Raw genomic sequence first — 23,454 nt, 5'->3', positions numbered from 1 at the left:
TATTTCACCTCTTTCATACATAATGTTAGAAAAAGAAAGGGTCAAAGAATGCCGGCTTCAACTAATAGCACATTCAATGTTTGAGTGAGGATTTGGACAGAGTTCATAATAGATGCGTCTGATAATGTAATCGTGACGTTATAGCAATTGATGATTTGGATCACAGTCTTCTTTTGGACGGTCACTTGTTGTGTGGCTAAAAGCTGATCTGTGATTTCTGTAGCCAGTTCATCGTCAGGTACAAGAAGTTGGATTAAAAGAGTAATGATTGTCGTTACGGTCGCTTGAAGGGAGAGTGCGGCTGTTACATCTGTTTTATGAATCGTGACATTTTCGGAATCTTTGATCTCAATGAAATCATCATAATTGCTGATTAATTCGTTTAACAGTTGTGTGTATAATAAATCAGCACTTTCTTCAATAGACAATACTTTCACTCCTTTCTTATCTATACATTATTTAATGCAGCAGAGGCTCAAGGTGGAATCGGAAAGTGTGAAAAAGTACAACCCAATTTTATTTCCGCTCGATTCATCATGGCGGTCTTTCTTTTTGCATATATAAAGAAAGGACGCAAAAAAGAAGAAAGAAGGAGGTGGAGGCTCCTGAGCGGTACTTTGTCATTTCTCTTGTTTGCCCTCGCATCCTTTAGACTGACGAGGCTCGTTGTGTTTGATACCATTACTGCGCCTTTCCGCCGTTTATTTCATGAAGAACAAGAAGAGGTCAATGAACAAGGTGAAGTAGAGACATATATCATCATTAAAGGGAAAGGGCTGCGGTCTTGGATAGGAGAGCTGTTAAGCTGTTATTGGTGTACTGGTATGTGGTGCACTGCTGCATTACTTCTGATATACATACTATTTCCTGTCATCAGCATGTGGCTTAATTTACTATTAGCCATTGCCGCAGCAGCAGGCATTATTGAAGCAATTGTCTCAAAACTGGTGAAATAAACAGGCATTCTGATCAGACACGCTTTCAAAACATGCATATACTATCATGGAATAGGAAAGGAAGGGTTGCGATGAAACCAACTGAAACGCCGTCACATATGCTTCAAGGTTATCCAGCGCAGTCAAATCAACAATCTGTTTATACGAAGAAAATCAAAAAAGCAGGCTGCGGCTGTGGAAAGAAAAAGAAACCTCAATAGAAGAGAAAACAAAAGCCGGATTTATCCGGTTTTTTTGTTGCCCTTTTTTTGAGTGATGCATATGTAAGAGAGAAGGGGTGACCAGAATGGATGCATTCGAACAATTAATCGGTTCCTTGTTCACTAAACCCCATGATGGGAAAGAGCAAGCGCACGAAAAGGTTGAAATGGATCTAGCGGATAAAGCGCAGGATCTTGAAGAGCATTTAAAAGCATTTAGCGTGAAGATGGATGCTTTTGCGAAAGAAACAGAAGCATTCATGGTGCGTCATGGAGAGGTAGATTACGTCTTTAAACAGCAGAAATAAAAATTCCGCACTTTTTTATGTGATCGTCCAAACCATTTGTTGTATTTTTCATATTTTGTAAGGGAGAAGAGGAGGTGCTTATATATGAGTTGTTACGGTTACGGTGGCGGTTCTTGCGGCGGCTACGGCGGAGGTTACGGCGGCGGATATGGATCAACATTTGTTCTTGTCGTTGTGCTTTTCATCCTTCTAATCATCGTTGGTGCTTCTTTCTTTAACTAAACAGTAAGAAGGTGAGGGAAGCAATGGGGGAGCCTTTTGCTTTCCTTTCTCTTTGGGCAAACAAGGCTTTAGGATAGGCACATATCTCGCCTATTTTCATATAGTAAGGTGATTACTCCACAAAGAGGAGGCATATGAATGGATAATAAATTCTTTAAAAGCGTTGAAAATAAAACGGGTGTGAATATGAACGATGTCTTTAAACTGGCAGGTTCTTTGCAAAATGCGAACTTTAAAGATGAAGCAACGGTTCGAGGCGTCATTAAAAAAGTAGCACAGCTTGCAAATAAACGTGTACCGAAAGAAATGGAAGACAAAATCGTTCAATCGATTACAAGTGGAAAAGAAAAGCTTGATTTCAATACCATCGCTAAAATGATGAACAACAAAAAATAAACAACAGGCTCTCCGCTTAAAGGGGAGCCTGTTGTTTTTCTGTGAATAATGCTCGATTTTTCTTTAGAAGGGGATATAAAAAACGCGAGCGATGAGCGGTTTTCCCTCGTCTAAACGATGGAACCGATAGATAAAGAGATTGTTCAGCTCTTGTCATAGCCACGTATAATAAACGGCGCTCTTCTTCCAAGGCTTCTTCATCGCCGTTTCTGAGTTCATCGAGTGAGAAATCATGTGGAAGTGCCCCGTCGACCACACAAGTGATGTACACCGTTTGGAATTCCAGTCCCTTTGCACGGTGGATCGTCATGAGCTGAACACCTGGTTCGTCTGTTTTTTCCTTTTCGGCAGACTTCATATGTTCGGCATGTGCGAGAAAGGCTTCAATCGTTTCAAAGCGTTTGGCAGCAGTTTTCACATCTCGTACGTCATCCGTCCCTTTTTCAAGCACATTCGTATCATTCACTCGTTTTTTTAAGTAATCACCTAGCCCCATCTTTTGTTCAATAAATGCCACAGCGTCAGACGGCTTTAAATTTCGTAACGTGCGGAACAGAGGGACAATGGATTGTAACTTTTTCTGTTGAAACGGCTGAATATCTGTTAGTTTTCCGAGTGCGTCGACCATTGAACAATCTTCCGTAATGGTCAACGCCTTCATTGTGTTTAAGGTCTGCTGCTTTAAAAAGAATACCGGAAGCAGCTGTTTCATAGCGGGCACATCATCAGCATCCTGACTTAAAGAGAGAAAGGCGAGAAGAACTCGAACAATTCGTCTGCTGTAGAAGGCTTTGACACCAGCCTCCGTCTCATATGGAATCGCAGATTGATGCAGACGCTCATAAATCGCACGGCCTCCCGTATTGGTGCGAAAGAGCACGCAGATATCGTTCGGCTTTGCGCCGTTTTTAATTTTCTCCTGAATATCTGCCACGATCATGGTCGCTTCCTCTTCCTCGTCATATGGATAAAAGAGCGTAGGAGGGATCGTCTCCGATCGGACGGCTTTTAATGTTTTCTCATAACGATGCTGATTTTTCTTAATAATGGCATCGGCACTTGCGACAATCGTATGATGCGAGCGGTAATTGGCATGTAAATGGACAATCTGAGCCGAAGGGTAGTCCCGTTTGAATTCAAGAATGAAAGCAGGATTACTGCCCCTAAAGGCATAAATGGCTTGATCATCATCACCGACACAAAATAGCTGCTCAGATTCTCCAGCTAATAGCTGAATCAATTGATATTGAACTGGATTTATATCCTGAAATTCATCCACCAATATATATTGGAACCGGTCTTGATACCGTTTCAGCAGTTCAGGCTGTTCTGTCAGCATGTGCAAGCAGGCAATCGCCATGTCATCAAAGTCAAATTGCTGATTGTCTCGTTTTTGCTGTTCATAAGATTGATAGATCGTCCACATGTGTTTTTCCTTTTCATCCTTCAAATCAGGAAGGTCGCCTGGTAAGAAAGCATTTTTCCAATAGCCGATTGATTGCAGGACTTGATCGGTAGGGTAGTCTTTTTCATCAAGTCCTTCATTCATGATGGCTTTCCGAATGTACTGCTCTTTCTGCCAATCAAACTTGATCAGGTGCTGGCCGTTCCATTTGTTTGCGTCATCGTGAAGCAGCATTTTATAAAAAAGACTGTGGAAGGTGCCTGTCACCACTTGGCTTGCTTGTGATGGGTGCAGCTGATATTGCTTGCGCAGTCTTTCTTTCATTTCACTACTGGCTTTTGTGGTGAACGTCACGAGTAAGATGTGGTGAGCAGGAATGTGATGATGTGACATGAGATAAGCCGCTCTTGCTGTCAGGACTCTTGTTTTCCCGCTACCAGCGCCAGCCAGTACAAGCATTGGACCGTCTTTATGTGTGACAGCTTGAAGCTGCGGTGTGCTAAAGGTGATATGTGGAAAGAGATCGATGGTATGTGCTTGTTCATTCTCTTCTAAATGTAATGCATCGCTAAATTGAATCGACCTTGGTTCCTGCCACTCATATGAATCATTCGTTTGCGAGATGATTTGTTTGCCTGTTGGAAAACGGAAGCCCCCACGTTCTTTATAAGAAGCACTTTCCTTTTGTTCTGCGTGTTTTTTCTGAACTTCTTGTTCTTCTGCTTGTTCACATATCTCTTGCTGAGACATATGTTTATGAATAAAGGCAGGTTTTTCATGTATATTTAATCTGAAAAAGATGGGTTGGCCGCAATATGGGCAGAATAAATGCCCTTTTTTTCCCTCGTCATGGAGGAATTGATAATGTTCTCTCGAATACGTATGTAATGAGATCGTTCGATCATGTCGTCGTGCGCATTTCAAAGCTAGTCCTCCAATAGTTAATCAATCTTAAAAAGAAACACATCTAATCATATCAAATGAGACGTGTTTCAAACAGTCATAATTAGGGAATAGTAGAGTAGAAGAGAAGCAAAGGAGGCGTTCTTGATGGGATATATAGCCCCGATTCAGCCGGATCTGTATTTTCAATATATCAATCGTCCTGCTCCTCAGGATAAAGAAGACTACGCGAAAGTAACTAAGGTTACGCGCACCTTTCATGACAAGGTATACAGAGAGCTGGAGAAAAAAGAGGACTTAGTGGCAGAAGCAGAAACGAAAGTACAGCAAAAAAAGCGGGAACGCTTTGTACGAGATATGTTTATGGAGGAAGGCAAAGGCGTTCATATTAATACTTATATATAAATGATTGCGCTTTCTTCCATTGACGAACGATGATAAAGAAAAAGCCAGGGCATCATGGATGCGCTGGCTTTTTCTAATGGTCAAACAGACAGAGTTTTTGTCATTTTGACATGTGTGATTCCTGCTTCTTCAAACGGTTCAGAAATGGCTTTGTAACCTTTCTTTTCGTAGAAAGGAAGGGCTTGGACTTGTGCGTGCATAACCGCTTCCTTCGCTCCATTTGCAATGGCTTCTGTTTCTAGCGCTTCTAATAGTTTGTGGCCAAGGCCGAAAGCGCGTGCCTCTTTTAACACACAAATTCGTTCTAGCTTTGCTTTTGGTCCTTCAATGATCCGCAATCTAGCGGCTGCTTGAGGCTTCATTTCATCATTATAAATGACAAAATGAATGGCCTCGTCTTCTAATTCATCTATTTCAATCTCTAATGGGACTTCTTGTTCTTTGACGAATACTTCTTTTCGAACGTAATATGCATCTTCTCGTTGTGTTTGTGCTGTTGCGATGACTGTTTTCAAATCTCCTTAACCCTCTTCTCCTAAAATAAATGTTTCATAGACGGTCCAAGATCCGTTCTCTAGTTGATATAAAAGGTGGAAGCGATCCACTGTTTCTTCATGGTCAATCTTTCTCAGCTTTAATGTACCAAGAACGTCTGAATGCTCATCATCTGAGAGTTTTTGAGCCACTGTCACATGAGGAACAAAGGCATATTCAGGTGTACCTTCAAGTGGATCTGCATACAATCTTTCATTGAGCGCCATGATTTCTTCGTTCTGTTCTACTTTCATATAAATAACGTTGTTTACAGGAGCGAATGAACTGAATTTTTTAATACGTAATGTAATAGGAGAAGCATTTTTTGCATATTCTCTTAGCGTTGAGACGACCTCAGCTGCTTCTAGATCCGTTAGTTCAAAAGGTGTTCTAAGTGTTAAATGAGGCGGTATGAGTGCATAGTTCGGATCATAACGCTTTCGGTAAGAGTTCGCAATATCTTGCAATTTTTTTGATGGAAATAAAACAACTCCGTATTTCATCTTGTTCCCTCCTGATTAAGAAAGTATTTATTATTGTTTATTATAACAAAATTCAGTTGATTAACGAATATGGGAGCATTCTTTTTAACGAAGGCGCAATGAGCGGTTGCCAAAACGTCCATTTATGATCCCCTTCGAATGTCTCAAATAAATAATCTGCACCTGACTGTTCAAGAAGTGCCTTTAAATCGTCGTTCGGCTGAATAAAATCGAGCACTTGACCATCTGTCGTTTTCACAGCCGTTTCTTCCAGTCCAATTTGATGGATAATCGCATAATGAGAAAGGGCTGTCGACTGTTTAACAGCTTCTAAGACTGAATCATCAACGTAAGGTGACTGCAAAATGAGTCCGCCAAATAAAGAAGGATAATCAATCGCTGTCATAAGAGAAATCGTAGCACCCAGAGAATCACCAATAAATGTGCGTCCTGAGCCAATTTGATAGGTTGGATAGTGCGTATCAATATAAGGGACAAGTTCATTTGCTAAAAAGCGTTTATACGCTTCAAATTTTGTGCCATCTGGATGATACGTATTCCTTCTTTCTGTGACATTTTCATAAGGGACGCCAATGATAATGGAGCGTTCCATTTCTTTGTTTTGCATCAATTCTTCTGCCTGTCTGCCTATTTTGCCTAAACGGAAATAATCATGACCATCTTGGGCAATGATGACATGATATGTATAAAGGGGGGAGTAATTGACTGGCAAATAGATCAAAAGGGTCATATCCGCCCCAAGTTCTTTTGAATGTAAGGTTTCTTCTTGAATAATGCCTGTTTTCTTCACCATAATCCATTCCTCCAGCTAACCGATTTCATCACAAAGTGAAACGTTTCCATTCATTGTAACATGAAAAATAGCGTTGTTCCTATATGCTAACATGCATTCAATTCAGTTAACACCGAATCTGTTATAAAATACAGAAAATTTCAATTAATTGTTCAGATTCCTCTTGAAAAATGAGATTTAATGCGTTACAGTATTAAGAATTAGAACAGACAGACAACACATTCTTATCGTGAGAGGTGGAGGGACTGGCCCTTTGAAACCTCAGCAACCGGTATGCATCACTTCATGTGATGTACCAAGGTGCTAAATCCAGCAAGCAGCTTTTTTGCTTGGAAGATAAGAGGAAGCGATTAAAACCCCTTCTTCTTATGAAGAAGGGGTTTTCTGTTTTGAAATCAGATTTTTACTTAGGATGGTGTCAAATGACAGAACATGTGGAAACGACATTAGCGCAAATTGGAAACCGTAGCGAAGAGGCGACTGGTACGGTCAGTCCCCCCGTTTATCTTTCAACAGCATACAGACATAGAGGCATAGGGGAATCAACCGGATTTGATTACATTCGAACGAAAAACCCAACAAGGCAGCTTGTAGAGGATGCGATTGCTTCACTCGAAGAAGGGACGGCCGGATTTGCCTTCAGTTCGGGAATGGCTGCGATCCAAACGATCATGGCGCTATTTGAAAGCGGTGATGAACTCATCGTCTCATCAGACCTATATGGCGGTACATACCGTTTGTTTGAAAACGAATGGAAAAAGTACGGCTTACGTTTTCTTTACGATGATTTTTCAGATGAAGACTGTTTACGCTCTAAAATCACAACAAACACAAAAGCAGTCTTTATTGAGACGCCGACAAATCCACTTATGCAAGAAGCGGATATTCAAAAAATAGCGAAGATTGCAAAAGAACATGGCGCTTTGGTCATTGTCGATAACACCTTTTACACTCCCGTTTTGCAAAAGCCGATTACGCTTGGAGCGGACATTGTGATTCATAGCGCAACCAAATATTTAGGCGGACATAATGACGTTCTTGCAGGGCTTGTCATCACAAAAGGAGAGCAGTTGTCTGAAGACATGTTCCAGCATCAAAACGCGATTGGAGCGGTTCTATCACCATTTGACTCATGGCTATTAATGAGAGGGATGAAAACACTGGCTCTGAGAATGCGCCAGCACGAGGCAAATGCGCAGGAGCTAGCCGAGTTTTTAAAGAAACAGCCAGAAATTCAAGATGTCCTATACCCAGGCAAGGGAGGAATGCTGTCTTTCCGTGTAGCCGAAGAGGACTGGGTCAATTCATTTTTAAAGCAGCTGAAAACGATTTGTTTTGCTGAAAGTCTTGGCGGAATTGAAAGTTTTATCACGTATCCTGCGACACAAACGCACATGGATATTCCTGAGGAAATTCGCATTGCAAACGGTGTGTGTAACAAACTGCTCCGTTTCTCCGTTGGTATTGAGCACGTAGATGACCTGAAGGCAGACCTAAAGCAGGCATTATCACAAGTAAAAGAGGAGGCACATGCCAAATGACCACACATGATTGGACATTCGAAACCCAACTCGTTCATAACGCATTCAAAACAGACCGTTCAACAGGTGCAGTCAGTGTGCCGATTCAGCATGCGTCCACCTTTCATCAAAGCAGCTTTGATGATTTTGGTCAATATGACTACTCAAGATCGGGGACTCCTACACGTCAAGCGTTAGAGGATACGATTGCGGCGCTAGAAGGAGGAACAAGAGGGCTTGCTTTTGCATCTGGCATGGCAGCCATTTCCACTGCTTTTCTTCTATTATCAAAAGGAGATCACGTCCTTGTCACAAGAGATGTGTATGGTGGTACATTTCGTATGATCACCCAAGTCCTTTCGAGATTCGGCATTGAGCATACCTTTGTGGACATGACGGATTTGAATGAAGTCAAAAAAGGCATTCAATCGAATACGAAGGTCATTTACATGGAAACACCGTCAAACCCGACGCTAGGAATTACGGATATAGAGGGCGTCGTCCAGCTTGCGAAAGAACATGACTGTCTGACATTTTTAGATAATACATTTTTAACACCTGCTCTTCAGCGTCCGCTCGACCTTGGCGTTGACGTTGTCCTGCACAGCGCAACGAAATTTTTGAGCGGTCATAGTGATGTACTGTCAGGTTTAGCCGTAGTAAAAGACGAGAAACTGGGTGAGGAGCTTTATTCGCTGCAAAACTCATTCGGTGCGGTCCTTGGCGTGCAGGATTGCTGGCTTGTGTTAAGAGGGTTAAAAACCCTTCAGGTCAGATTAGAAAAAGCCAGTCAAACGGCATTTGAACTCGCTTCATTTCTCAAAGAACATCCTGCGGTGAAAAAAGTATACTATCCAGGCTTAGATAACCATCCAGGGGCAGACATTCAGCGTAAGCAAGCAAGCGGAGCTGGAGCCGTTCTCTCATTTGAATTAGAAAACGAAGCAGCAGTCAAAGAATTAGTGGACGCTGTCACATTACCTGTATTCGCCGTCAGCCTTGGCGCCGTCGAATCCATTCTGTCATACCCAGCCAAAATGTCACATGCGGCTATGCCAAAAGAAGAAAGAGAAAAAAGAGGAATTACAGATGGGTTGCTTCGTTTAAGTGTCGGAGTTGAAAACGGAGAAGACCTCAAACGCGATTTCAAACAAGCACTAGATCAACTAAAGCCCGTTCTTGTCAACCAATCATGAAGGGGAGAAAAAGCCGGCACAGCCGCCGGCTTTTTGACCTTTTTTCAACAAAACCATTGACGATGGATCATGAAGGTTATATAATAGAGACTGTCAGTAACAGAAACCCCAGAACTGATACATAACCCGATTCCGTAGCTCAGCTGGGAGAGCGCTACCTTGACAGGGTAGAGGTCGCTGGTTCGAGCCCAGTCGGAATCATATGAAAAGTCGTTGATGTAAACCCATCCTTTAATTGTTTAAGGATGGGTTTTTTCTATGCCTATAAAGAAAAAGTGATAATAAACCAAAACAGCGTTGTTAATTTTTTAAGTTCTTTGATTTGAAAAAATGATAGGTCACAAAAAGCGAAGTTTAGCTGTTATCATGAACAGTCTGAGTTAAAAAATTGGTTCATACTTTTGCATCTGTATAAAAGAAGAATGTGGAACAAAGTAGGTGAGAGTATGAAAACCATTAAGCGAATATTTGACTAGGAATAAGAGAAAAAAAGTTGTATTTAAATGATTGAAATAAAAAACCACCTACATTGAAGTAAGTGGTCTCACTTAAACTACTAACTAAAAGTTTTCACTTCAAATCCATTACCTTAAGTAGAGTCATTGTTTGTTCGTTTTCTAGATACGATGTTTAGAACAAGCATGAATATAAACAATATACCTCCAACTATCTCTGTGATTATTTCATCTTTTGAAGCAAAGTTCACAATGGTGATAATTAAAATGGCGATTGCACCTAGTAAGGATAAGTTATTTTTCATAAAAATTCTCCTTTCTAAAACCTATTGTATTATAGAGATATATTTACATAAATCGTAAAATTATAAATAATATTGTCGTTCTAAAATGCGGTATTCTTTTTAATTAATTTGAATTTTCTTTATATTTAATGGAGCAAAATTAGGGGGATTACAAGTGAAGGTTCTTAGATTTGAATATGAGAATAATAGATTTGAATTACACGCAATGTTTATGGATGATATTTCAAGCATGGAAGATAATGAAATTCAAAGAGAGATGTTGTTTAAGAGTAAAAATATAGTTAAAGCTTGTTGGGCTTTGAAGGTTTTTTGGAAGTGAAAAACTTCTCAACTTATGAAGAAACCAATTCAGTGTATTGCTCATATACGTTTTGAAAGGATAACAAGATAAGAAGAGATTAGAACGTGAGTAAGACTAAATCAAGAGTATGGATCAAGGTGAATTGATTGAGGATTTATTATTAATCCATGTTATCATAGAATAAAATGGATATTGGAGGAATAGTCGTTAAATGCTCAAATCAAAGTTAGTTGTTTGGACGTTTATCGTTGTGACTGGATTCTATATGCTGGTGAGTATATGGAACATTGCTGTATTTCCAGATAAGACATGGACAGATTACGCAGGACAGATTCTGATTGTCGTGTTTGGGAGTATGGTGAATGGTTTAATCGCTGCTTTTTTTATGTACGCAGCAGCAATGTTAGTGAAATATATTAATGGTGATAAAGCTTAAATTTGTAGACAGGGAGATGCAACCCTGTCTATTTTTTTAGAGGAGATGTTACCTTATGAATTGGTGAGGATTTGAGTCACAGAGGTGTCACTTTTTCTATCCACTAGCATGAGTTGGGGTTTCCTAGTCATACTTTGCCCAAATCCTATTGGTTATAACTTAAATTTGTAAATAGTCACCACTTTCATATAGTATACAGACCACATGTCTTTCATCTCTCATAGTTTTATCCCATCTAGAAAGAAACTCCTCCTAGGGGAGTTTTTTTGTTTTTATCTTTTTTCTTGTGGAAGGGAATGATTTATTTTTATTTTTTACAAATGCTTTTTTAAAATTATATAGGAAAATAAGTTATCAATGATAAAAATGTTTTTATAAATCGTCTGCTAATTTTAGTCTCTTTAATCATTTTTGATAGAGTAATAGGACTAAAATCACATTATCTACTTAGTTACATAGAATTATATTGAGGTGATTTTATTTATGAAAGGATGTAAACATTGTGGAAAATCATGTACATCTCATTGCGGAAATAATGGCTGGGAGTGTGATAGCTGCAAGAAAGTAAGGGGAAATCGATGTTGTGGAAAGGATCCTTGTGTTTGTGTGATTCAAGGACGACCAGGAAGGAGAGGTCCAGCAGGTCCAGCAGGTCCGGCAGGTTCAACAGGTCCAGCAGGTCCGGCGGGTTCGGCAGGTCCAGCAGGTCCAGCAGGTCCGACGGGTTTAGCAGGTCCAGCGGGTTCAGCAGGAGCCACGGGAGTCACAGGTGGGACAGGAGCCACGGGAGTGACAGGTGGAACAGGAGCTACGGGAGCCACAGGTGGGACAGGAGCCACGGGAATCACAGGTGGAACGGGAGTAACCGGAGTCACAGGCGCAACAGGAGCCACGGGTGCAACCGGAGAAACGGGAGTAACCGGAGTCACAGGTGGGACAGGAGCTACGGGAGCCACAGGTGGAACTGGAGTTACCGGAATCACAGGCGGAACAGGAACCACGGGAGCCACAGGTGGAACTGGAGCTACGGGAGTCACAGGCGGAACAGGAGCCACGGGTGCAACCGGAGAAACGGGAGTAACCGGAGTCACAGGTGGGACAGGAGTCACGGGAGCAACCGGAGAAACGGGAGTAACCGGAGTCACAGGTGGGACAGGAGCTACGGGAGTCACAGGCGGAACAGGAGCCACAGGTGGAACGGGAGTAACCGGAGTCACAGGCGGAACAGGTGCCACGGGAGCAACTGGGACAGGAGCAACAGGCCCTTTTTTATCTAGTTATTATGAAGCAAGAAAGAATGAAAATCAAACTGTTGCAAACGAAGCTTTAGTTACTTTTACCGCAGTTTCATCTGATGTAGTAGGAACTGCAATTACGTTTAATGGAACAGATACATTTACTCTCAATGAACCTGGTCTTTATCTTGTAAATTTTAACGTGAATACAGCTGAAAATAGTGGTACCAGTGTTTTTCATCTGGTTCAGAATGGTAGAACAGTTTCTTCTATAGGGAATTCAGCAACTAGTGGAGGGAACATGGGAGGTGGGGCACTTATTCAAGTAGTGCAAGGAACACCAGTTACTGTCTCATTACGAAATAGCTCAGGTGGCCCTAGGGATGTAATAACAGTCTTTGGTACTACATCAGGTTCTGCTGCTGATTTTCTAATAGCTAGATTTGCAGATGGTCCATCAGTTTAAAACAATATTGGAAATTAAATGTAAAATAATTATAAGAGTTGAATCATTTAGAATTCAAAAAAATAAAACTAATATCTGTTTCGAAAAACTCCATATTTTTCATCCTTTGATCCGTGAATCTACAATTCTTTTACCTTTGCTTCTGCTGCTTTCATTGATTCGTTTTTTGAAGCAAACCCTCTTTGTACGATCCTTTTTCTTTTCCCTGTTTCTCTATCTAATGATTCAATCCCAAGTAAGCTCTTTTCAGATTTTTAACGGCTTTTCTTATAGATGATTCAACTTTACCTATTTTTATTTGAAGGTCATGTATTGTAGGATTTTTTCTAAATCTGTTCATATTGTAGAGTATTTTGATAACTTCTCCTTGAAAAAGGAGCCGAAAATAATGGGAAAGATGGCTATTACGGACAAAAACAGCGGATGCGGTCAAACGATTCCAATTGATGTACGATCTTGCTGCTGACGGTATTTACGAGCCGAAGACAAAAACAGTTCTTTAAAAACCATAAGTAAAGCCTCTGTTCTTTATGGGCAGGGGCTTTATTTCGGTGTTTATTTTTCAGGAGACGTTTTTTTAAAACCATCTTCACTATGTTTGATCCCAAAAAAACAAAGGCTTCCAAGTAAGAATTGTGACACCAAGAGATACCAAACCGATAAGAGGTGAAATAGTCCGCATTAAATCTTCATTGACAATCATTGACAAAACCATCTTTCTTAATTCTCATTGTACACATTTACATATCTATTTCTAGCATAATGGTAGTATAGTCCTGTTTTCTCAACATTTCTACTAAATTAAGTTGTACTGTACCAATGTACAGTTAACAAAATAATATCTTGGTGATAATGCTTCGATTTGAACAAATTTTCTTTTTCTATACCGATCTCACATTTTTTAATAGTATCAGCATATCCAGTTTAAGAGGTTACTTACAAAATATTAAGAATTTTTTTGTAAGAATCCTCCGAAATGCAATACGGACTTTAAATATCTTCATTTATAATTCTCTATTTGTCTATACTTTTCATTTCTCTGTTGTATAAGCTCTTCCGAGGATAATGGTATCAATTTTTTTAGAGATGATTCGATTGTAGATTCAATCAATTTTGCCTGTGATTTTATATCATTTTGTGCTCCACCTCTAATTTCAGGAATGATTTCATCAATAACTCCTAAATGTTTTAAATCTATTGCTGAAATTTTCATATGTTCAGCAGCTTCTGGAGCATACTTAGCGTCCTTCCATAGGATAGATGCTGCTCCTTCTGGCGAAATGACCGAGTACCATGAATAATCTAACATATGGATATGGTTACCGACACTAATGCCAAGAGCTCCACCACTTGATGCCTCTCCAATTACAATACAAACAATTGGCACTTTAAGTGTAGTCATTTCAAACAGATTCCGAGCTATCGCTTCAGAAATTCCACGTTCTTCAGACCCTTTCCCTGGATAGGCGCCTATTGTATCAATAAATGTAATAATAGGGCGATTAAATTTATCAGCTTGTTTCATAAGTCTTAGCGCTTTTCTATAACCTTCTGGATGTGCCATTCCAAAATTTCTTTCTATATTTTCCTTTGTATTTCTACCTCTTTGATGACCAATAATCGTAACGGGCATCCCTTTAAATTTTGCAATACCACCTATCATTGCTTGATCATCACCATATAATCGGTCACCATGAAGTTCTAGAAAGTTTGTAAACAATAAAGGTATATAGTCCAATGTCGTAGGCCGGTTACGTAGCCTTGCAATTTGAACTCGTTGAAAAGGTGTAATATTAGAATAAATTTCATCTTGCATTTTATTTAAACGTTTTTCTAATACATGAATTTCTGACGATAAATCTACATCATGTTCTTTCATTATTTTCTTTAATTCATCAAACTTCTCTTTTAATTCAATAATAGGACGTTCAAAATCCAAACTCATTATACCCTCCAAATGTTATGATTTACCTCACTCTAATCAAAAGGCTTAGAAATAGAATCAATAAATAATTTAAAACCAGCCACAACTATTTTTTGTTCTGATTCTGATAAGTTATTGAGAAGATTTTGATAAAATGTAATGGATTGCTCTCTTAAGCTATGAACAGTTGTGTGACCTTTTTCTGTGAGGTGCAGAAAAAGTTCTCTTCTATTTTTTTCATTTACTTCACGATAAACAAGCCCCTTTTTTACTAACTTATCTACCAATCTACTCACAGTTGAAGTCTCTAATCTAAGTTTATTGGAAAGTTGCCAAACAGTTAATTTTTCCACCTCTAGTTCCTCTAACGCCATCATTTGAGAAGTTGGTAGAGGTTTTTCAAATGGTCCATTGGGCAAATTTTGAGATTCAAAAACTCCAGTTGTTATAATCATTTTCTTAATATCTGATCTTAGTTTTAAGGCATCTTCTCTTTTCAAAAAGGTTACCCTCCTACAATTCATGTACCATACATCAATTGTATTATACATGAATTTGTTTTTTTCACAAGTTTAACGTAAGCCAATATTAAAATAAGGATGAGATATTTCTACTTGTTAAAATGGTATAAACCGATTTATTTTATTAATTTAAATGAGAAGCAGTTGCCCTAGGTCTTTCAGTATTTAGAGCAGAAACAGCGTTTCGCTTATGCTGAAGCATGCTAAATAGTATATGCAGATGAGTATGGGAAACAAGGTCGATTTGAAGACTACGGCTGCTGATCAAAAGATATTAGAAACACAACTCAAAACGTATAGGCAAAATTAAATCAGACCATGCAGGGTCTGTTTTTTTATGGGGACGAACCCTTTCAGTTTTATTCGGAAATGCACATTTTTTATCGGAAGGGCTCATCATAGAATCTTATTAAATCAGTCTTTTTAAGAGAACATCTGGAAGTTTCGGAGAAGGTCATTCACCTTGACGGGGAGAGATCGCTGGTTCGAACCCAGTGAGAATCATCGTTCAAACCTTTGCCTAGCAAGGGTTTTTTTGTTTTGTTAATTAGTCACATCGAAGAAGTAAAATTGCTAACATATTATTAAATAGCACCAATTAAAAACATACATAACAAGGATTTATGTAGACACCATTTTGGGCTTTAAATTTGGAGGATGTTATCAACTCTGGCCATGCCGAAGTGTTTGTAATATGTCTGAGTCTAATGGAGTTACTTATGGAGGACAAAAAAACTATAAATAATAAATACCTCGCTAAAAAACACCCTTACTTTTTGTTAGGGTGTTTTTACACTTATTATATCTGAAAAACGTATCAAATTTGTACGCAACGCCTTTTGAGTCATTTAATAAATGGACCAGTACCGTTTAAATCCTATATGATTTGATTTCCTTTATCTTTCCAGATTTTGCAGCACTACTAAAAATATAGACATCGCAGAAATCAATTTTTAAACCATTCGCTAATAACATTACACCATTTATTGAAGCAAATTTTCCGTGTGTGATTACTTGGTAAATTTCAAGGGCGCTAACGATTTCTCTGTCCTCTTTGTACAAAGTGGAGTTTAAGGCATTTCGTCCTTCAAGCTTTGTATTATCCTTTAACTGAAACCATATAATAGATTCATCCGCATATTCATTAATTACTTCATTCTGCCGTGTTAATATAGCCACTGTAAAATCAATGATTATTTGCTTCCTGGGAGCATTGTCACATCCTGTTGGAATGGTAAGTTTCAATTCATTGGGGGAGCTGTTCACTAATGTTAACCTCCTAAAAATACGTTTTATAAAAGCTTCTTGTGAAGTAATCCGGATCGTTTGTTAAAGTTCAACAAAGGCTTTTTTAAACTGATATTGAATTATATCATAAAGAATTTATATTTCATTCCCTAAGATGGGAGAGATTAGTTTAGAAAAACAATTAAATTCTTCCTTTAAAATAGGTTGTTCAATTTTTTGTTTTGCAACTTTCAGTTTTCTTCAGAAGTGCACATTTTTTATTAGAAAGGCTTAGCATAGAATCTTATTAAATTTTCAAGAGAACATCTGGAAGTTTCGGATAAGGTCATTCACCTTGACGGGGAGAGATCGCTGGGTCGAACCCAGACGGAATCGTATGAAAAGATGTTGATACAGAGCCATTCTTGAGATAGTCAAGAGTGGCTTTTGTTGTATTTCTAAAACAAAAGAAAACATTAGTGAAATGAAAAACCACACTGTATTTTTTCAGTGTGGTCAATTTAAGATACGACAGGTGAGCCATTTAACAATACAATAGTTTCATAGTGTGGTTAAGATCATAAAACCGTATTTTGGTAACCTTATTTCTGCTATTGAAGGACTCATTATCCTGTTTTTCATAGCTACACCTTCGAAAGTCATCAATCTTTCTTTTTTTTGTAGTCTTTTATTAAGCTTGAAACAGTTAAACCAATTACACCAAAAGCTACTACATAAAATAAAATGTTTGTTACAGGTGTATCAATTTTTCCTAAAATCAATACAATAGCGATAATAGCGGCGGGTAAAGTAATTAATAAACTTTTTGGTGCCTTATTTTCCTGTGTCACTAATCAAGTACCTCCTCGTTGCTTCACCATTTAGATATGTTTTAGTTCATTATAATTGTTTGCCGCCATTTGAAATAGGGACCATCGGAATCCTTCTTTTTAAAAATTAAAGAAGTAAAATTAGACTAATCTATTTCCTTATCCATCACTTTCTTATATTTTTCAAATTCAGAATCTTTCATTTCCCCATTCATTTGTAATAAGAAGTTCCCTTTTGAATATGTGTGAGAGAAAAACATAGATCCAGCATTGCCCAACTCATCATAATAAGATTTTGCTTGCTTAAGATCAGTTTCATTTCCAAATTTAAAAATCCTTCCACCAGCATTTTCACCTAAAGAAGGAATGAGAATCCTTTTTCCTTCTTCTCTTATATTTCCAAACTCTTTTTGTTCAAGATCAGTTGGTTTTTCTGCTTCAAGCCCAGCACTTTTGAAAGCTTCAATCACATTGTCTGTGTTAAGCTGTTTTTTAGTAGATGCTGCACTGCTACAAGCCGTTAACAATAATAAACATGTAAAAAATAATACAAAACATTTTTTCGTAGTAGATCCTCCTGATTGATAGATGCATAAGGATATTACACTAAGGAATTCCTATTTACTATCCTTTCGACAAAAGTAGACAAATATGAAAAACAAAGGAAGGGTAAAATGATTACGTTCAGGTAAATATATATTTGATAAAATATTTAGTGGAGGAGAAAGATATGAAGTCATTTTTACTAATTGGACAATCAAATATGGCGGGGCGAGGCTTCAAACATGAAGTGCCGCCAATTTATAATGAAAGAATCATGATGCTGCGAAATGGTAGATGGCAAATGATGACTGAACCGATTCACTTTGATAGGCCAGTAGCTGGAGTAGGACTGGCGGCTTCCTTCGCGGAGACTTGGTGTAAGGATCATGAGGGAGAAAAAATTGGTCTTATTCCATGTGCCGAAGGTGGCAGTTCCATTGATGAGTGGTCACGAGATGAGGCATTATTTCGTCATGCAATAAATGAAGCTACATTTGCAAAGGAAGATAGCTAATTGGTCGGGATATTATGGCAACAAGGAGAAAGTGACAGTCAAGATGGGAAATACAAAGAATACGATGAAAAAATACGAAGATTATTTCATGAACTAAGAACTGAATGATCTGTCCCTAACATTCCGCTTGTGATAGGTGGTTTGGGCGATTTCTTAGGAAAGACAGCATTTGGCGCAGGATGTGTGGAATATCAACTGATTAATGAGGAACTACAAAAATATGCACATGATCATGAAAATTGTTATTATGTTACTGCGAAAGGTCTTATACCTAATCCGGATGGAATTCACATCAGTGCGATGTCCCAGAGAATTGGTATAAGATACTATGAAGCATGTCGAAAAAAAGAACATATACATGAACCATTACCAAATGAACATGAGCTAGTGCATGATTGTCATAATAGAATGAATACCTCAGCGGAGAATACATATATAGCACTAGAAAAATTCACGTTGGGCAAGATAACTTACGAAGAGTTGTTGCAGTCTTTATCGTAGGCAAAGATCGAAAGGATGATTGTGGTGGTGAAAACAGATAAAGTTTCCTCCTGAATACAAGAAATCACATTCAGGAGGAGATAAAAATGTTTAAACAAATAGACGAAAATTACCCGCGAAAAGAGCACTTTCATCATTATATGACGTTAACCCGATGCTCATATAGCCTGGTGATCAATCTCGACATCACGAAATTGCATGCAAGATTAAAAGAAAAAAAGCTAAAAGTATATCCTGTGCAAATTTATTTGTTAGCAAGAGCTGTGCAGCAAATTCCTGAATTTCGGATGGATCAAGTGAACGATGAACTGGGTTACTGGGAAATTCTCCATCCTAGTTATACGATTCTAAATAAAGAAACAAAGACGTTTTCAAGTATTTGGACGCCTTATGATGAAAACTTTGCTCAGTTTTATAAAAGCTGTGTAGCCGACATTGAAACATTTAGCAAAAGCAGCAAGCTGTTTCCGAAATCTCATATGCCAGAAAACATGTTCAATATTTCAAGTCTACCGTGGATAGATTTTACTTCTTTTAACCTTAATGTATCTACAGATGAAGCTTATTTACTGCCAATATTTACGATAGGTAAATTTAAAGTGGAAGAAGGGAAAATCATTTTGCCCGTTGCGATTCAAGTACACCATGCTGTTTGTGATGGCTATCACGTTGGTCAATATGTGGAATATTTGAGGTGGCTTATTGAACATTGTGACGAGTGGTTAAATGATTCAATGCCAATTACCTGAAGACAAAAGGTATGCTCATGGAAATCTAGAAGATGAAGGCAGACTGAAATGAGTCTGCCTTTTTGTTTTGTGATGAGAATGAAAATGTTCCAAAGGTTTACTGAGGCTATATTTGTTCTTTTTGCGGTATCTTTTCGGTGCTTTGTAAATTCTTGTATGTGATAATAAATGTCATATAAGGGAGTTCAGTGGAAGGGGAATAAGGGATGGAGAAAGTTCTTTCTTCACATGTAGGTGTGAAAATCAATGAATGGTATAAAATGATTCGACAATTCAGTGTACCTGATGCAGAGATTTTGAAAGCTGAGGTAGAACAAGAAATTGAACGGATGGAAGAAGATCAGGATTTACTCATTTATTATCAATTGATGTGTTTTCGTCACCAGCTTATGCTTGATTATATCAAACCATCAGAAAAACGATCGCCTTCTGTTTCTGATTTGGTTGATAAAATTGAGAATTCTAATCATCAACTTTCCGGTATGTTGCAATATTACAATGCTTTTTTTAAGGGAATGCATGAATTTAGTAAGAAAGAATATGTACAGGCTATTCAATATTACAAGATCGCTGAAAGGCAGCTTGCACTGGTTGTCGATGATATTGAGCAAGCGGAGTTCCACTTCAAGGTGGCTGAAGCCTACTATATTATGAAACAAACGCATGTTTCTATGCATCACATCATAAAGGCGCTTGAAATTTACGATCAGTACGAGTTATACAAGATCAGAAAAGTTCAATGCCTATTTGTAATAGCAGGAAATTATGATGATTTTAAGCAGTATGAAAAATCATTAATACATCTGAATAAAGCCTATTCCATCGCTGAAGAAATAGCGGATAATAGGTTGATTTCCAAGGTACTTTTAAATATAGGAAACAATTATGAAAAAAAACAAGATTATGCAAAGGCTATCCAATACTATCAAGAGTCCCTTGAAATATCAGAAGATGGTATGGACGATGTAAAATCGGTCATATATGTTAATCTTTGTTGGGCTCTATATAAGACAGGAGAATATGATGAAGCATCCAAATTAGTGGATAAAGCTTTGAAACTCGTCTCTCATAATGAGAACCCACACGAGATTTTATTAATACGATCTATAAGAACAACATATGAAAGTAATGATGAGGAAGAGATTCAAGCTATGCTTCAGACATTTGAAAAAAAGCAGTTGTTTGTTTTCGTAGAAGAATTCACTAAAAACCTTGCAGTTATTCATGAAAAAAGAGGAAAGTTTGAGAAAGCAACAGAATATTACAGGAAGGCATTTCAAGCCCAACATAATATTCAAAAAGGAGAGTGTCTTTATGAGTGTTAAAAAAATGGTTGTTATAACCTCTATTATCCTTCTAGGTGCAGGTGTATATGAAGCATCTAGCTTAATTAAACCAGCATCAAATAGAAATACAACAATGGAGGAGTCGAATAGAAATACAACTTTTGTTCCACAAAAAATAGATCGAAACACGACTACGATAGACCGAAACACAACACCTCAAAACGTATAAGCAAAATTAAAACAGACCCTGCATGGTCTGTTTTTTTATGGGGACGGATTGAGGATCAACCCTTTCAGTTTTCTTCAAAAATTCACATTTTTTAATAGAAAGGCTCATCATAGAACCTTATTAAATTAGTCTTTTTCAAAGAACTTACGTTCACTTTAGTTATGGTCATTCACCTTGACAGGGGAGGAGGCACTGGTTTAAGTCCAGTCGAATCATCGTTGAAGTCTTTATCTCTAGCAAGTTTTTTTGTTTTTACGACAACGAAAGTTCTGTTTCTTTTGATTGGGATGGCCTTTTATCTATCAAAATTGTTTTGAGTGTTTTTAGGAAGAGCTAGATATTACTTATTAAAAAACAAGTAACCTAAAACTCTAGTACTCTGGGTCTTGTTTTTGTGTCTTTACTCCTATTTCATGACAAATCCTCTGTTGGTAAAATTGACCTTGTAAATGAATAGGAAGGAGTGACTTCTTCTGATGGAAAATACTTGATGCAAAAGCACTAACAAGTGCCATGGACACAAGGGCAAAACACTATCAGGAACTCCGCGAACAAATGGTAGATTTAAAAAAGGCATTACAAGGTGTTGCCAACCTCGGTGACGACTTCACTGGGAAAGGTGCCGATAACATTAAAAGCTTTTATAAAGAGCTCGCCGGAAATGTAGACATGTTTATCAACTTTATCGATAAGCAAAAAGCCTTTCATGAAGGTGTTTCTGGGACACTGGATGATACGAGTTTTGGCGGCGATACCTTTATAGAGGAACACTTTTTAGACAACGCAGTACATATGGGCATCAAGAATGCCAAAAGCATTGTAAAGGATCAAAAAAAGACACTCAAAACGATTTTTCAAGACATTGATGACCTCATTTCCCTAGAGGTATTTGATAGCCAAACCTTTGATGAAAAAATAGAAGATGCGGAAGATGAACGAAAAAAGACGGTCAAAGAACTAAGAGAGCTTGATCAAAATTTAAAAGATGAATATGCTTTGTCAGAGACGGAACAGCAAGCTACAATGGCATTGTACGCTGAAATGATGAATGCGACAAATGACGGAAAAGCGATTTCGCCTATGAATTTTGACAAGAAAGCGTATCAAAATAGCGAAATCTACAAGGCAAAGAGCGATATTGAGAAGCAAACTTCTGAATATCTGAAAATCAAAAAAGAACAGGAAGAAGCCCGCGAAATCGCAAAGGAACAAGAAGCACTCGCCAACCGCCCTTGGTATGAAAAAGCTCTCGATTATGGTGGAAACATCGTGAATGAACTGACCGGCGTGAACGATGCAAAACGTGCCGCAACAGGCGTTGATCCAATCACAGGTGAAGAGCTCACGGCAGGACAGCGAGTCGCGGCAGGCGGCATGGCAGCCGCAGGCTACATCCCAATCGTCGGCTGGGCAGGCCGCATTTTCAAAGGCGGAAAAGCTGTCTATAAAACGACCCAAGCCACCTCAGCCGCAGTCAAAGCGGTCGACATTTACAAGACATCGCAAAAATCCTTTGACGCCTTAAAAACATCGCAAAAAGGCTTATATGGACTCACTGCTACAAACGGCTTCAGCGAAGCAATTACAGGTAGAGACATGTTTGGGAATAAGATCTCGAAAGAACAACAGGAAGCGAGTATGAACGCAGCGCTGGGAATGCTTTTACCGTTTGGGGCGAAAGGGTTTCATGGGAAGATGGGGGTAAAACCTCAAAGTCCAGAAGGATTTAATCGAAAAAGGGCATTGCGGTATGCAAAAGATTTAGGTGGGATACCTAGATCGCAACAGCCTACTCGTCAATGGCAAGTAGGAGATAATGTTTTTAAGAAGGGGCAAGAACATAGTAATTATGAGTACAGTTCTAACCAAACTCACCATGGGCGATACTATGAATTTGATACCCCAAAAGGAAAAAGAGTTATAGTACAGCATACTAATGACGGAAAATTACACACTCATGCAGGGAAACCAAAAGAGGGTGCCAATCCATTTAATTATGATTTTAAAAAAGAGAGATATTCAAATATTTATGGACCAAATGGTGATCATCATATCTATTACAATGAATAGCGGGGCATGAAAATATGGTATATCAAAATGAAAAAATACAGAAGAAAATAGCTTTAATGAATGCTAAGAAGAAAATAAATCAATTAGCAAATCTTGAAGTAATTGATTTTGAAGATGATTCTTCTCAATGGCTGAAATTATGTGAAGCAGTACTAAAGCAATTTCGTCAAATAAATTCCACGCCTTCCGACATTTTAACAATTACAGACAGTGAATCTGTTATGGATTGGTTAAAAAATTCTTTAGATTTTCTGAAAGAGAAAAAAGAATGGTTTATTTTAGTAGTAAATGACCCTTTTCCTGTTTGGGCTAATGTAAAAGCTCTAGATTTTGATAAGGCAATTGAAGAGATTTGGCTATTTTCAGAGAATCACAACGTAATTGTAGCAGATAAAGTAACAGGTAAAATCGCTCAAATATATTCAGAAGAAAAACATTTTGAACTTCATATTGGAAAATGCCAAATTTAAGTTAAAGTTGATATTAAAATGGAGAATTTAATTATGTTGGATAATATGAAG

General features: G+C 38.2%; 26 protein-coding genes, 1 tRNA gene, 2 pseudogenes and 1 riboswitch. Of the genes and pseudogenes, 19 read left to right on the top strand and 10 right to left on the bottom strand.

All coding sequences use genetic code 11. The features are described from left to right. Positions 1 to 41: 41 nt before the first annotated feature. Positions 42 to 428 (bottom strand): spore coat protein, encoded by a 387-nt coding sequence (locus GPS65_RS17400; protein WP_041815417.1) that lies wholly within the window; start codon positions 426 to 428, stop codon positions 42 to 44. 177 nt (positions 429 to 605) lie between these two features. Here GPS65_RS17400 and GPS65_RS17395 point away from each other — a divergent pair, with 177 nt between their 5' ends. The 5 genes from GPS65_RS17395 (at position 606) to spoVIF (ending at position 2,082) form a co-directional block, all read left to right on the top strand. Continuing rightward, positions 606 to 956: a DUF1360 domain-containing protein gene (locus GPS65_RS17395; protein ID WP_041816213.1), complete on the top strand. Its 351-nt coding sequence runs from the start codon at positions 606 to 608 to the stop codon at positions 954 to 956. Between the two features lie 71 nt (positions 957 to 1,027). Next, the gene (locus GPS65_RS19675) at positions 1,028 to 1,156 is read left to right on the top strand and encodes a hypothetical protein (protein ID WP_260849903.1); all 129 of its coding nucleotides are present in this window, start codon (positions 1,028 to 1,030) and stop codon (positions 1,154 to 1,156) included. 86 nt (positions 1,157 to 1,242) lie between these two features. After that, complete coding sequence (locus tag GPS65_RS17390) at positions 1,243 to 1,464, top strand: hypothetical protein (RefSeq protein WP_041815420.1); 222 nt, start codon at positions 1,243 to 1,245, stop codon at positions 1,462 to 1,464. A gap of 84 nt (positions 1,465 to 1,548) precedes the next feature. After that, the gene (locus GPS65_RS17385; RefSeq protein ID WP_003212017.1) at positions 1,549 to 1,686 is read left to right on the top strand and encodes a YjcZ family sporulation protein; all 138 of its coding nucleotides are present in this window, start codon (positions 1,549 to 1,551) and stop codon (positions 1,684 to 1,686) included. A gap of 138 nt (positions 1,687 to 1,824) precedes the next feature. Continuing rightward, positions 1,825 to 2,082: a sporulation-specific transcription regulator SpoVIF gene (spoVIF, locus tag GPS65_RS17380; RefSeq protein ID WP_003212292.1), complete on the top strand. Its 258-nt coding sequence runs from the start codon at positions 1,825 to 1,827 to the stop codon at positions 2,080 to 2,082. A gap of 16 nt (positions 2,083 to 2,098) precedes the next feature. On the opposite strand, the gene GPS65_RS17375 is transcribed toward spoVIF, so the two are convergent. After that, on the bottom strand, positions 2,099 to 4,411 hold the full coding sequence (locus GPS65_RS17375) for an ATP-dependent helicase (protein WP_161985465.1): 2,313 nt from the start codon (positions 4,409 to 4,411) through the stop codon (positions 2,099 to 2,101). Positions 4,412 to 4,537: 126 nt separating this feature from the next. On the opposite strand from GPS65_RS17375, the gene GPS65_RS17370 reads away from it, so the two are divergent. Beyond that, positions 4,538 to 4,795 (top strand): hypothetical protein, encoded by a 258-nt coding sequence (locus GPS65_RS17370; protein WP_041815422.1) that lies wholly within the window; start codon positions 4,538 to 4,540, stop codon positions 4,793 to 4,795. An 80-nt stretch (positions 4,796 to 4,875) separates the two neighbouring features. Here GPS65_RS17370 and GPS65_RS17365 read toward each other — a convergent pair whose 3' ends face one another. The 3 genes from GPS65_RS17365 to GPS65_RS17355 are packed head-to-tail and all read right to left on the bottom strand — an operon-like array spanning position 4,876 to position 6,625. Next, a complete protein-coding gene (locus GPS65_RS17365; protein ID WP_012009607.1) occupies positions 4,876 to 5,310 on the bottom strand; it encodes a GNAT family N-acetyltransferase in 435 nt (144 codons plus the stop codon). Positions 5,311 to 5,316: 6 nt separating this feature from the next. Continuing rightward, on the bottom strand, positions 5,317 to 5,832 hold the full coding sequence (locus GPS65_RS17360; RefSeq protein ID WP_119124704.1) for a YjcG family protein: 516 nt from the start codon (positions 5,830 to 5,832) through the stop codon (positions 5,317 to 5,319). A gap of 52 nt (positions 5,833 to 5,884) precedes the next feature. Further along, on the bottom strand, positions 5,885 to 6,625 hold the full coding sequence (locus tag GPS65_RS17355) for an alpha/beta hydrolase (protein ID WP_044140431.1): 741 nt from the start codon (positions 6,623 to 6,625) through the stop codon (positions 5,885 to 5,887). Positions 6,626 to 6,846: 221 nt separating this feature from the next. Continuing rightward, positions 6,847 to 6,968: riboswitch (SAM riboswitch) on the top strand. Between the two features lie 79 nt (positions 6,969 to 7,047). On the opposite strand from GPS65_RS17355, the gene GPS65_RS17350 reads away from it, so the two are divergent. The 7 genes and pseudogenes from GPS65_RS17350 to GPS65_RS17320 form a co-directional block, all read left to right on the top strand. Beyond that, the gene (locus GPS65_RS17350; protein WP_119124705.1) at positions 7,048 to 8,166 is read left to right on the top strand and encodes a methionine biosynthesis PLP-dependent protein; all 1,119 of its coding nucleotides are present in this window, start codon (positions 7,048 to 7,050) and stop codon (positions 8,164 to 8,166) included. Then, a complete protein-coding gene (metC, locus tag GPS65_RS17345) occupies positions 8,163 to 9,341 on the top strand; it encodes a cystathionine beta-lyase (protein WP_119124706.1) in 1,179 nt (392 codons plus the stop codon). The genes GPS65_RS17350 and metC overlap by 4 nt, the downstream gene beginning before the upstream one ends. A 128-nt stretch (positions 9,342 to 9,469) precedes the next feature. After that, positions 9,470 to 9,542, top strand: a tRNA-Val gene (locus tag GPS65_RS17340). A gap of 713 nt (positions 9,543 to 10,255) precedes the next feature. Then, positions 10,256 to 10,420 (top strand): hypothetical protein, encoded by a 165-nt coding sequence (locus tag GPS65_RS17335; RefSeq protein WP_161985464.1) that lies wholly within the window; start codon positions 10,256 to 10,258, stop codon positions 10,418 to 10,420. Between the two features lie 193 nt (positions 10,421 to 10,613). After that, complete coding sequence (locus GPS65_RS17330) at positions 10,614 to 10,838, top strand: hypothetical protein (RefSeq protein ID WP_017359644.1); 225 nt, start codon at positions 10,614 to 10,616, stop codon at positions 10,836 to 10,838. A 606-nt stretch (positions 10,839 to 11,444) separates the two neighbouring features. Next, positions 11,445 to 12,539 (top strand): collagen-like triple helix repeat-containing protein, encoded by a 1,095-nt coding sequence (locus GPS65_RS17325; protein ID WP_238389112.1) that lies wholly within the window; start codon positions 11,445 to 11,447, stop codon positions 12,537 to 12,539. A gap of 369 nt (positions 12,540 to 12,908) precedes the next feature. Continuing rightward, positions 12,909 to 13,042: pseudogene (locus GPS65_RS17320) on the top strand (peptidoglycan-binding domain-containing protein); the annotation flags it as partial. Between the two features lie 497 nt (positions 13,043 to 13,539). Here GPS65_RS17320 and GPS65_RS17310 read toward each other — a convergent pair. The 5 genes from GPS65_RS17310 to GPS65_RS17290 all read right to left on the bottom strand — a co-directional run bounded on the left by GPS65_RS17310 (position 13,540) and on the right by GPS65_RS17290 (position 17,568). Next, positions 13,540 to 14,484 carry an acetyl-CoA carboxylase carboxyltransferase subunit alpha gene (locus GPS65_RS17310; protein WP_119124707.1) on the bottom strand — a complete coding sequence of 315 codons (945 nt, stop codon included), beginning with the start codon at positions 14,482 to 14,484 and terminating at the stop codon, positions 13,540 to 13,542. A gap of 32 nt (positions 14,485 to 14,516) precedes the next feature. Continuing rightward, positions 14,517 to 14,963 carry a MarR family winged helix-turn-helix transcriptional regulator gene (locus GPS65_RS17305; protein WP_119124708.1) on the bottom strand — a complete coding sequence of 149 codons (447 nt, stop codon included), beginning with the start codon at positions 14,961 to 14,963 and terminating at the stop codon, positions 14,517 to 14,519. An 891-nt stretch (positions 14,964 to 15,854) separates the two neighbouring features. Next, complete coding sequence (locus tag GPS65_RS17300) at positions 15,855 to 16,250, bottom strand: hypothetical protein (RefSeq protein WP_088003161.1); 396 nt, start codon at positions 16,248 to 16,250, stop codon at positions 15,855 to 15,857. A gap of 623 nt (positions 16,251 to 16,873) precedes the next feature. Continuing rightward, a complete protein-coding gene (locus GPS65_RS17295) occupies positions 16,874 to 17,062 on the bottom strand; it encodes a hypothetical protein (protein ID WP_012009619.1) in 189 nt (62 codons plus the stop codon). Between the two features lie 125 nt (positions 17,063 to 17,187). After that, positions 17,188 to 17,568 carry a stress protein gene (locus GPS65_RS17290; protein ID WP_238389111.1) on the bottom strand — a complete coding sequence of 127 codons (381 nt, stop codon included), beginning with the start codon at positions 17,566 to 17,568 and terminating at the stop codon, positions 17,188 to 17,190. Between the two features lie 203 nt (positions 17,569 to 17,771). Here GPS65_RS17290 and GPS65_RS17285 point away from each other — a divergent pair. The 6 genes and pseudogenes from GPS65_RS17285 (at position 17,772) to GPS65_RS17260 (ending at position 23,403) form a co-directional block, all read left to right on the top strand. After that, positions 17,772 to 18,599: pseudogene (locus tag GPS65_RS17285) on the top strand (sialate O-acetylesterase). Positions 18,600 to 18,685: 86 nt separating this feature from the next. Next, positions 18,686 to 19,348, top strand: coding sequence for a type A chloramphenicol O-acetyltransferase (gene catA, locus GPS65_RS17280; RefSeq protein WP_119124710.1), 663 nt, complete (start codon positions 18,686 to 18,688; stop codon positions 19,346 to 19,348). Between the two features lie 206 nt (positions 19,349 to 19,554). Beyond that, positions 19,555 to 20,673 carry a tetratricopeptide repeat protein gene (locus GPS65_RS17275; RefSeq protein WP_119124711.1) on the top strand — a complete coding sequence of 373 codons (1,119 nt, stop codon included), beginning with the start codon at positions 19,555 to 19,557 and terminating at the stop codon, positions 20,671 to 20,673. Then, the gene (locus GPS65_RS17270; RefSeq protein ID WP_119124712.1) at positions 20,663 to 20,863 is read left to right on the top strand and encodes a RapH phosphatase inhibitor; all 201 of its coding nucleotides are present in this window, start codon (positions 20,663 to 20,665) and stop codon (positions 20,861 to 20,863) included. The genes GPS65_RS17275 and GPS65_RS17270 overlap by 11 nt, the downstream gene beginning before the upstream one ends. Before the next feature lie 483 nt (positions 20,864 to 21,346). Next, positions 21,347 to 22,933: a T7SS effector LXG polymorphic toxin gene (locus GPS65_RS17265; protein ID WP_260859059.1), complete on the top strand. Its 1,587-nt coding sequence runs from the start codon at positions 21,347 to 21,349 to the stop codon at positions 22,931 to 22,933. Between the two features lie 14 nt (positions 22,934 to 22,947). Next, a complete protein-coding gene (locus GPS65_RS17260) occupies positions 22,948 to 23,403 on the top strand; it encodes a hypothetical protein (RefSeq protein ID WP_119124714.1) in 456 nt (151 codons plus the stop codon). Positions 23,404 to 23,454 lie beyond the last annotated feature (51 nt).

It is taken from the genome of Bacillus pumilus (assembly GCF_009937765.1).
In the GTDB taxonomy this organism is placed as follows: Bacteria; Bacillota; Bacilli; order Bacillales; family Bacillaceae; genus Bacillus; species Bacillus pumilus_O.
The sequence above is the reverse complement of the archived record's forward strand: the minus strand, read 5'-3'. Positions and strand labels throughout refer to the sequence as shown.

What these genes read in the sequence shown, in the direction of transcription:
- GPS65_RS19675 (WP_260849903.1), top strand. Translation starts at nt 1,028, where the DNA reads ATGAAACCAACTGAAACGCCGTCACATATGCTTCAAGGTTATCCAGCG.
- GPS65_RS17390 (WP_041815420.1), top strand. Translation starts at nt 1,243, where the DNA reads ATGGATGCATTCGAACAATTAATCGGTTCCTTGTTCACTAAACCCCAT.
- GPS65_RS17385 (WP_003212017.1), top strand. Translation starts at nt 1,549, where the DNA reads ATGAGTTGTTACGGTTACGGTGGCGGTTCTTGCGGCGGCTACGGCGGA.
- spoVIF (WP_003212292.1), top strand. Translation starts at nt 1,825, where the DNA reads ATGGATAATAAATTCTTTAAAAGCGTTGAAAATAAAACGGGTGTGAAT.
- GPS65_RS17370 (WP_041815422.1), top strand. Translation starts at nt 4,538, where the DNA reads ATGGGATATATAGCCCCGATTCAGCCGGATCTGTATTTTCAATATATC.
- GPS65_RS17360 (WP_119124704.1), bottom strand. Translation starts at nt 5,832, where the DNA reads ATGAAATACGGAGTTGTTTTATTTCCATCAAAAAAATTGCAAGATATT.
- GPS65_RS17355 (WP_044140431.1), bottom strand. Translation starts at nt 6,625, where the DNA reads ATGGTGAAGAAAACAGGCATTATTCAAGAAGAAACCTTACATTCAAAA.
- GPS65_RS17350 (WP_119124705.1), top strand. Translation starts at nt 7,048, where the DNA reads ATGACAGAACATGTGGAAACGACATTAGCGCAAATTGGAAACCGTAGC.
- metC (WP_119124706.1), top strand. Translation starts at nt 8,163, where the DNA reads ATGACCACACATGATTGGACATTCGAAACCCAACTCGTTCATAACGCA.
- GPS65_RS17330 (WP_017359644.1), top strand. Translation starts at nt 10,614, where the DNA reads ATGCTCAAATCAAAGTTAGTTGTTTGGACGTTTATCGTTGTGACTGGA.
- GPS65_RS17310 (WP_119124707.1), bottom strand. Translation starts at nt 14,484, where the DNA reads ATGAGTTTGGATTTTGAACGTCCTATTATTGAATTAAAAGAGAAGTTT.
- catA (WP_119124710.1), top strand. Translation starts at nt 18,686, where the DNA reads ATGTTTAAACAAATAGACGAAAATTACCCGCGAAAAGAGCACTTTCAT.
- GPS65_RS17275 (WP_119124711.1), top strand. Translation starts at nt 19,555, where the DNA reads ATGGAGAAAGTTCTTTCTTCACATGTAGGTGTGAAAATCAATGAATGG.
- GPS65_RS17270 (WP_119124712.1), top strand. Translation starts at nt 20,663, where the DNA reads ATGAGTGTTAAAAAAATGGTTGTTATAACCTCTATTATCCTTCTAGGT.
- GPS65_RS17260 (WP_119124714.1), top strand. Translation starts at nt 22,948, where the DNA reads ATGGTATATCAAAATGAAAAAATACAGAAGAAAATAGCTTTAATGAAT.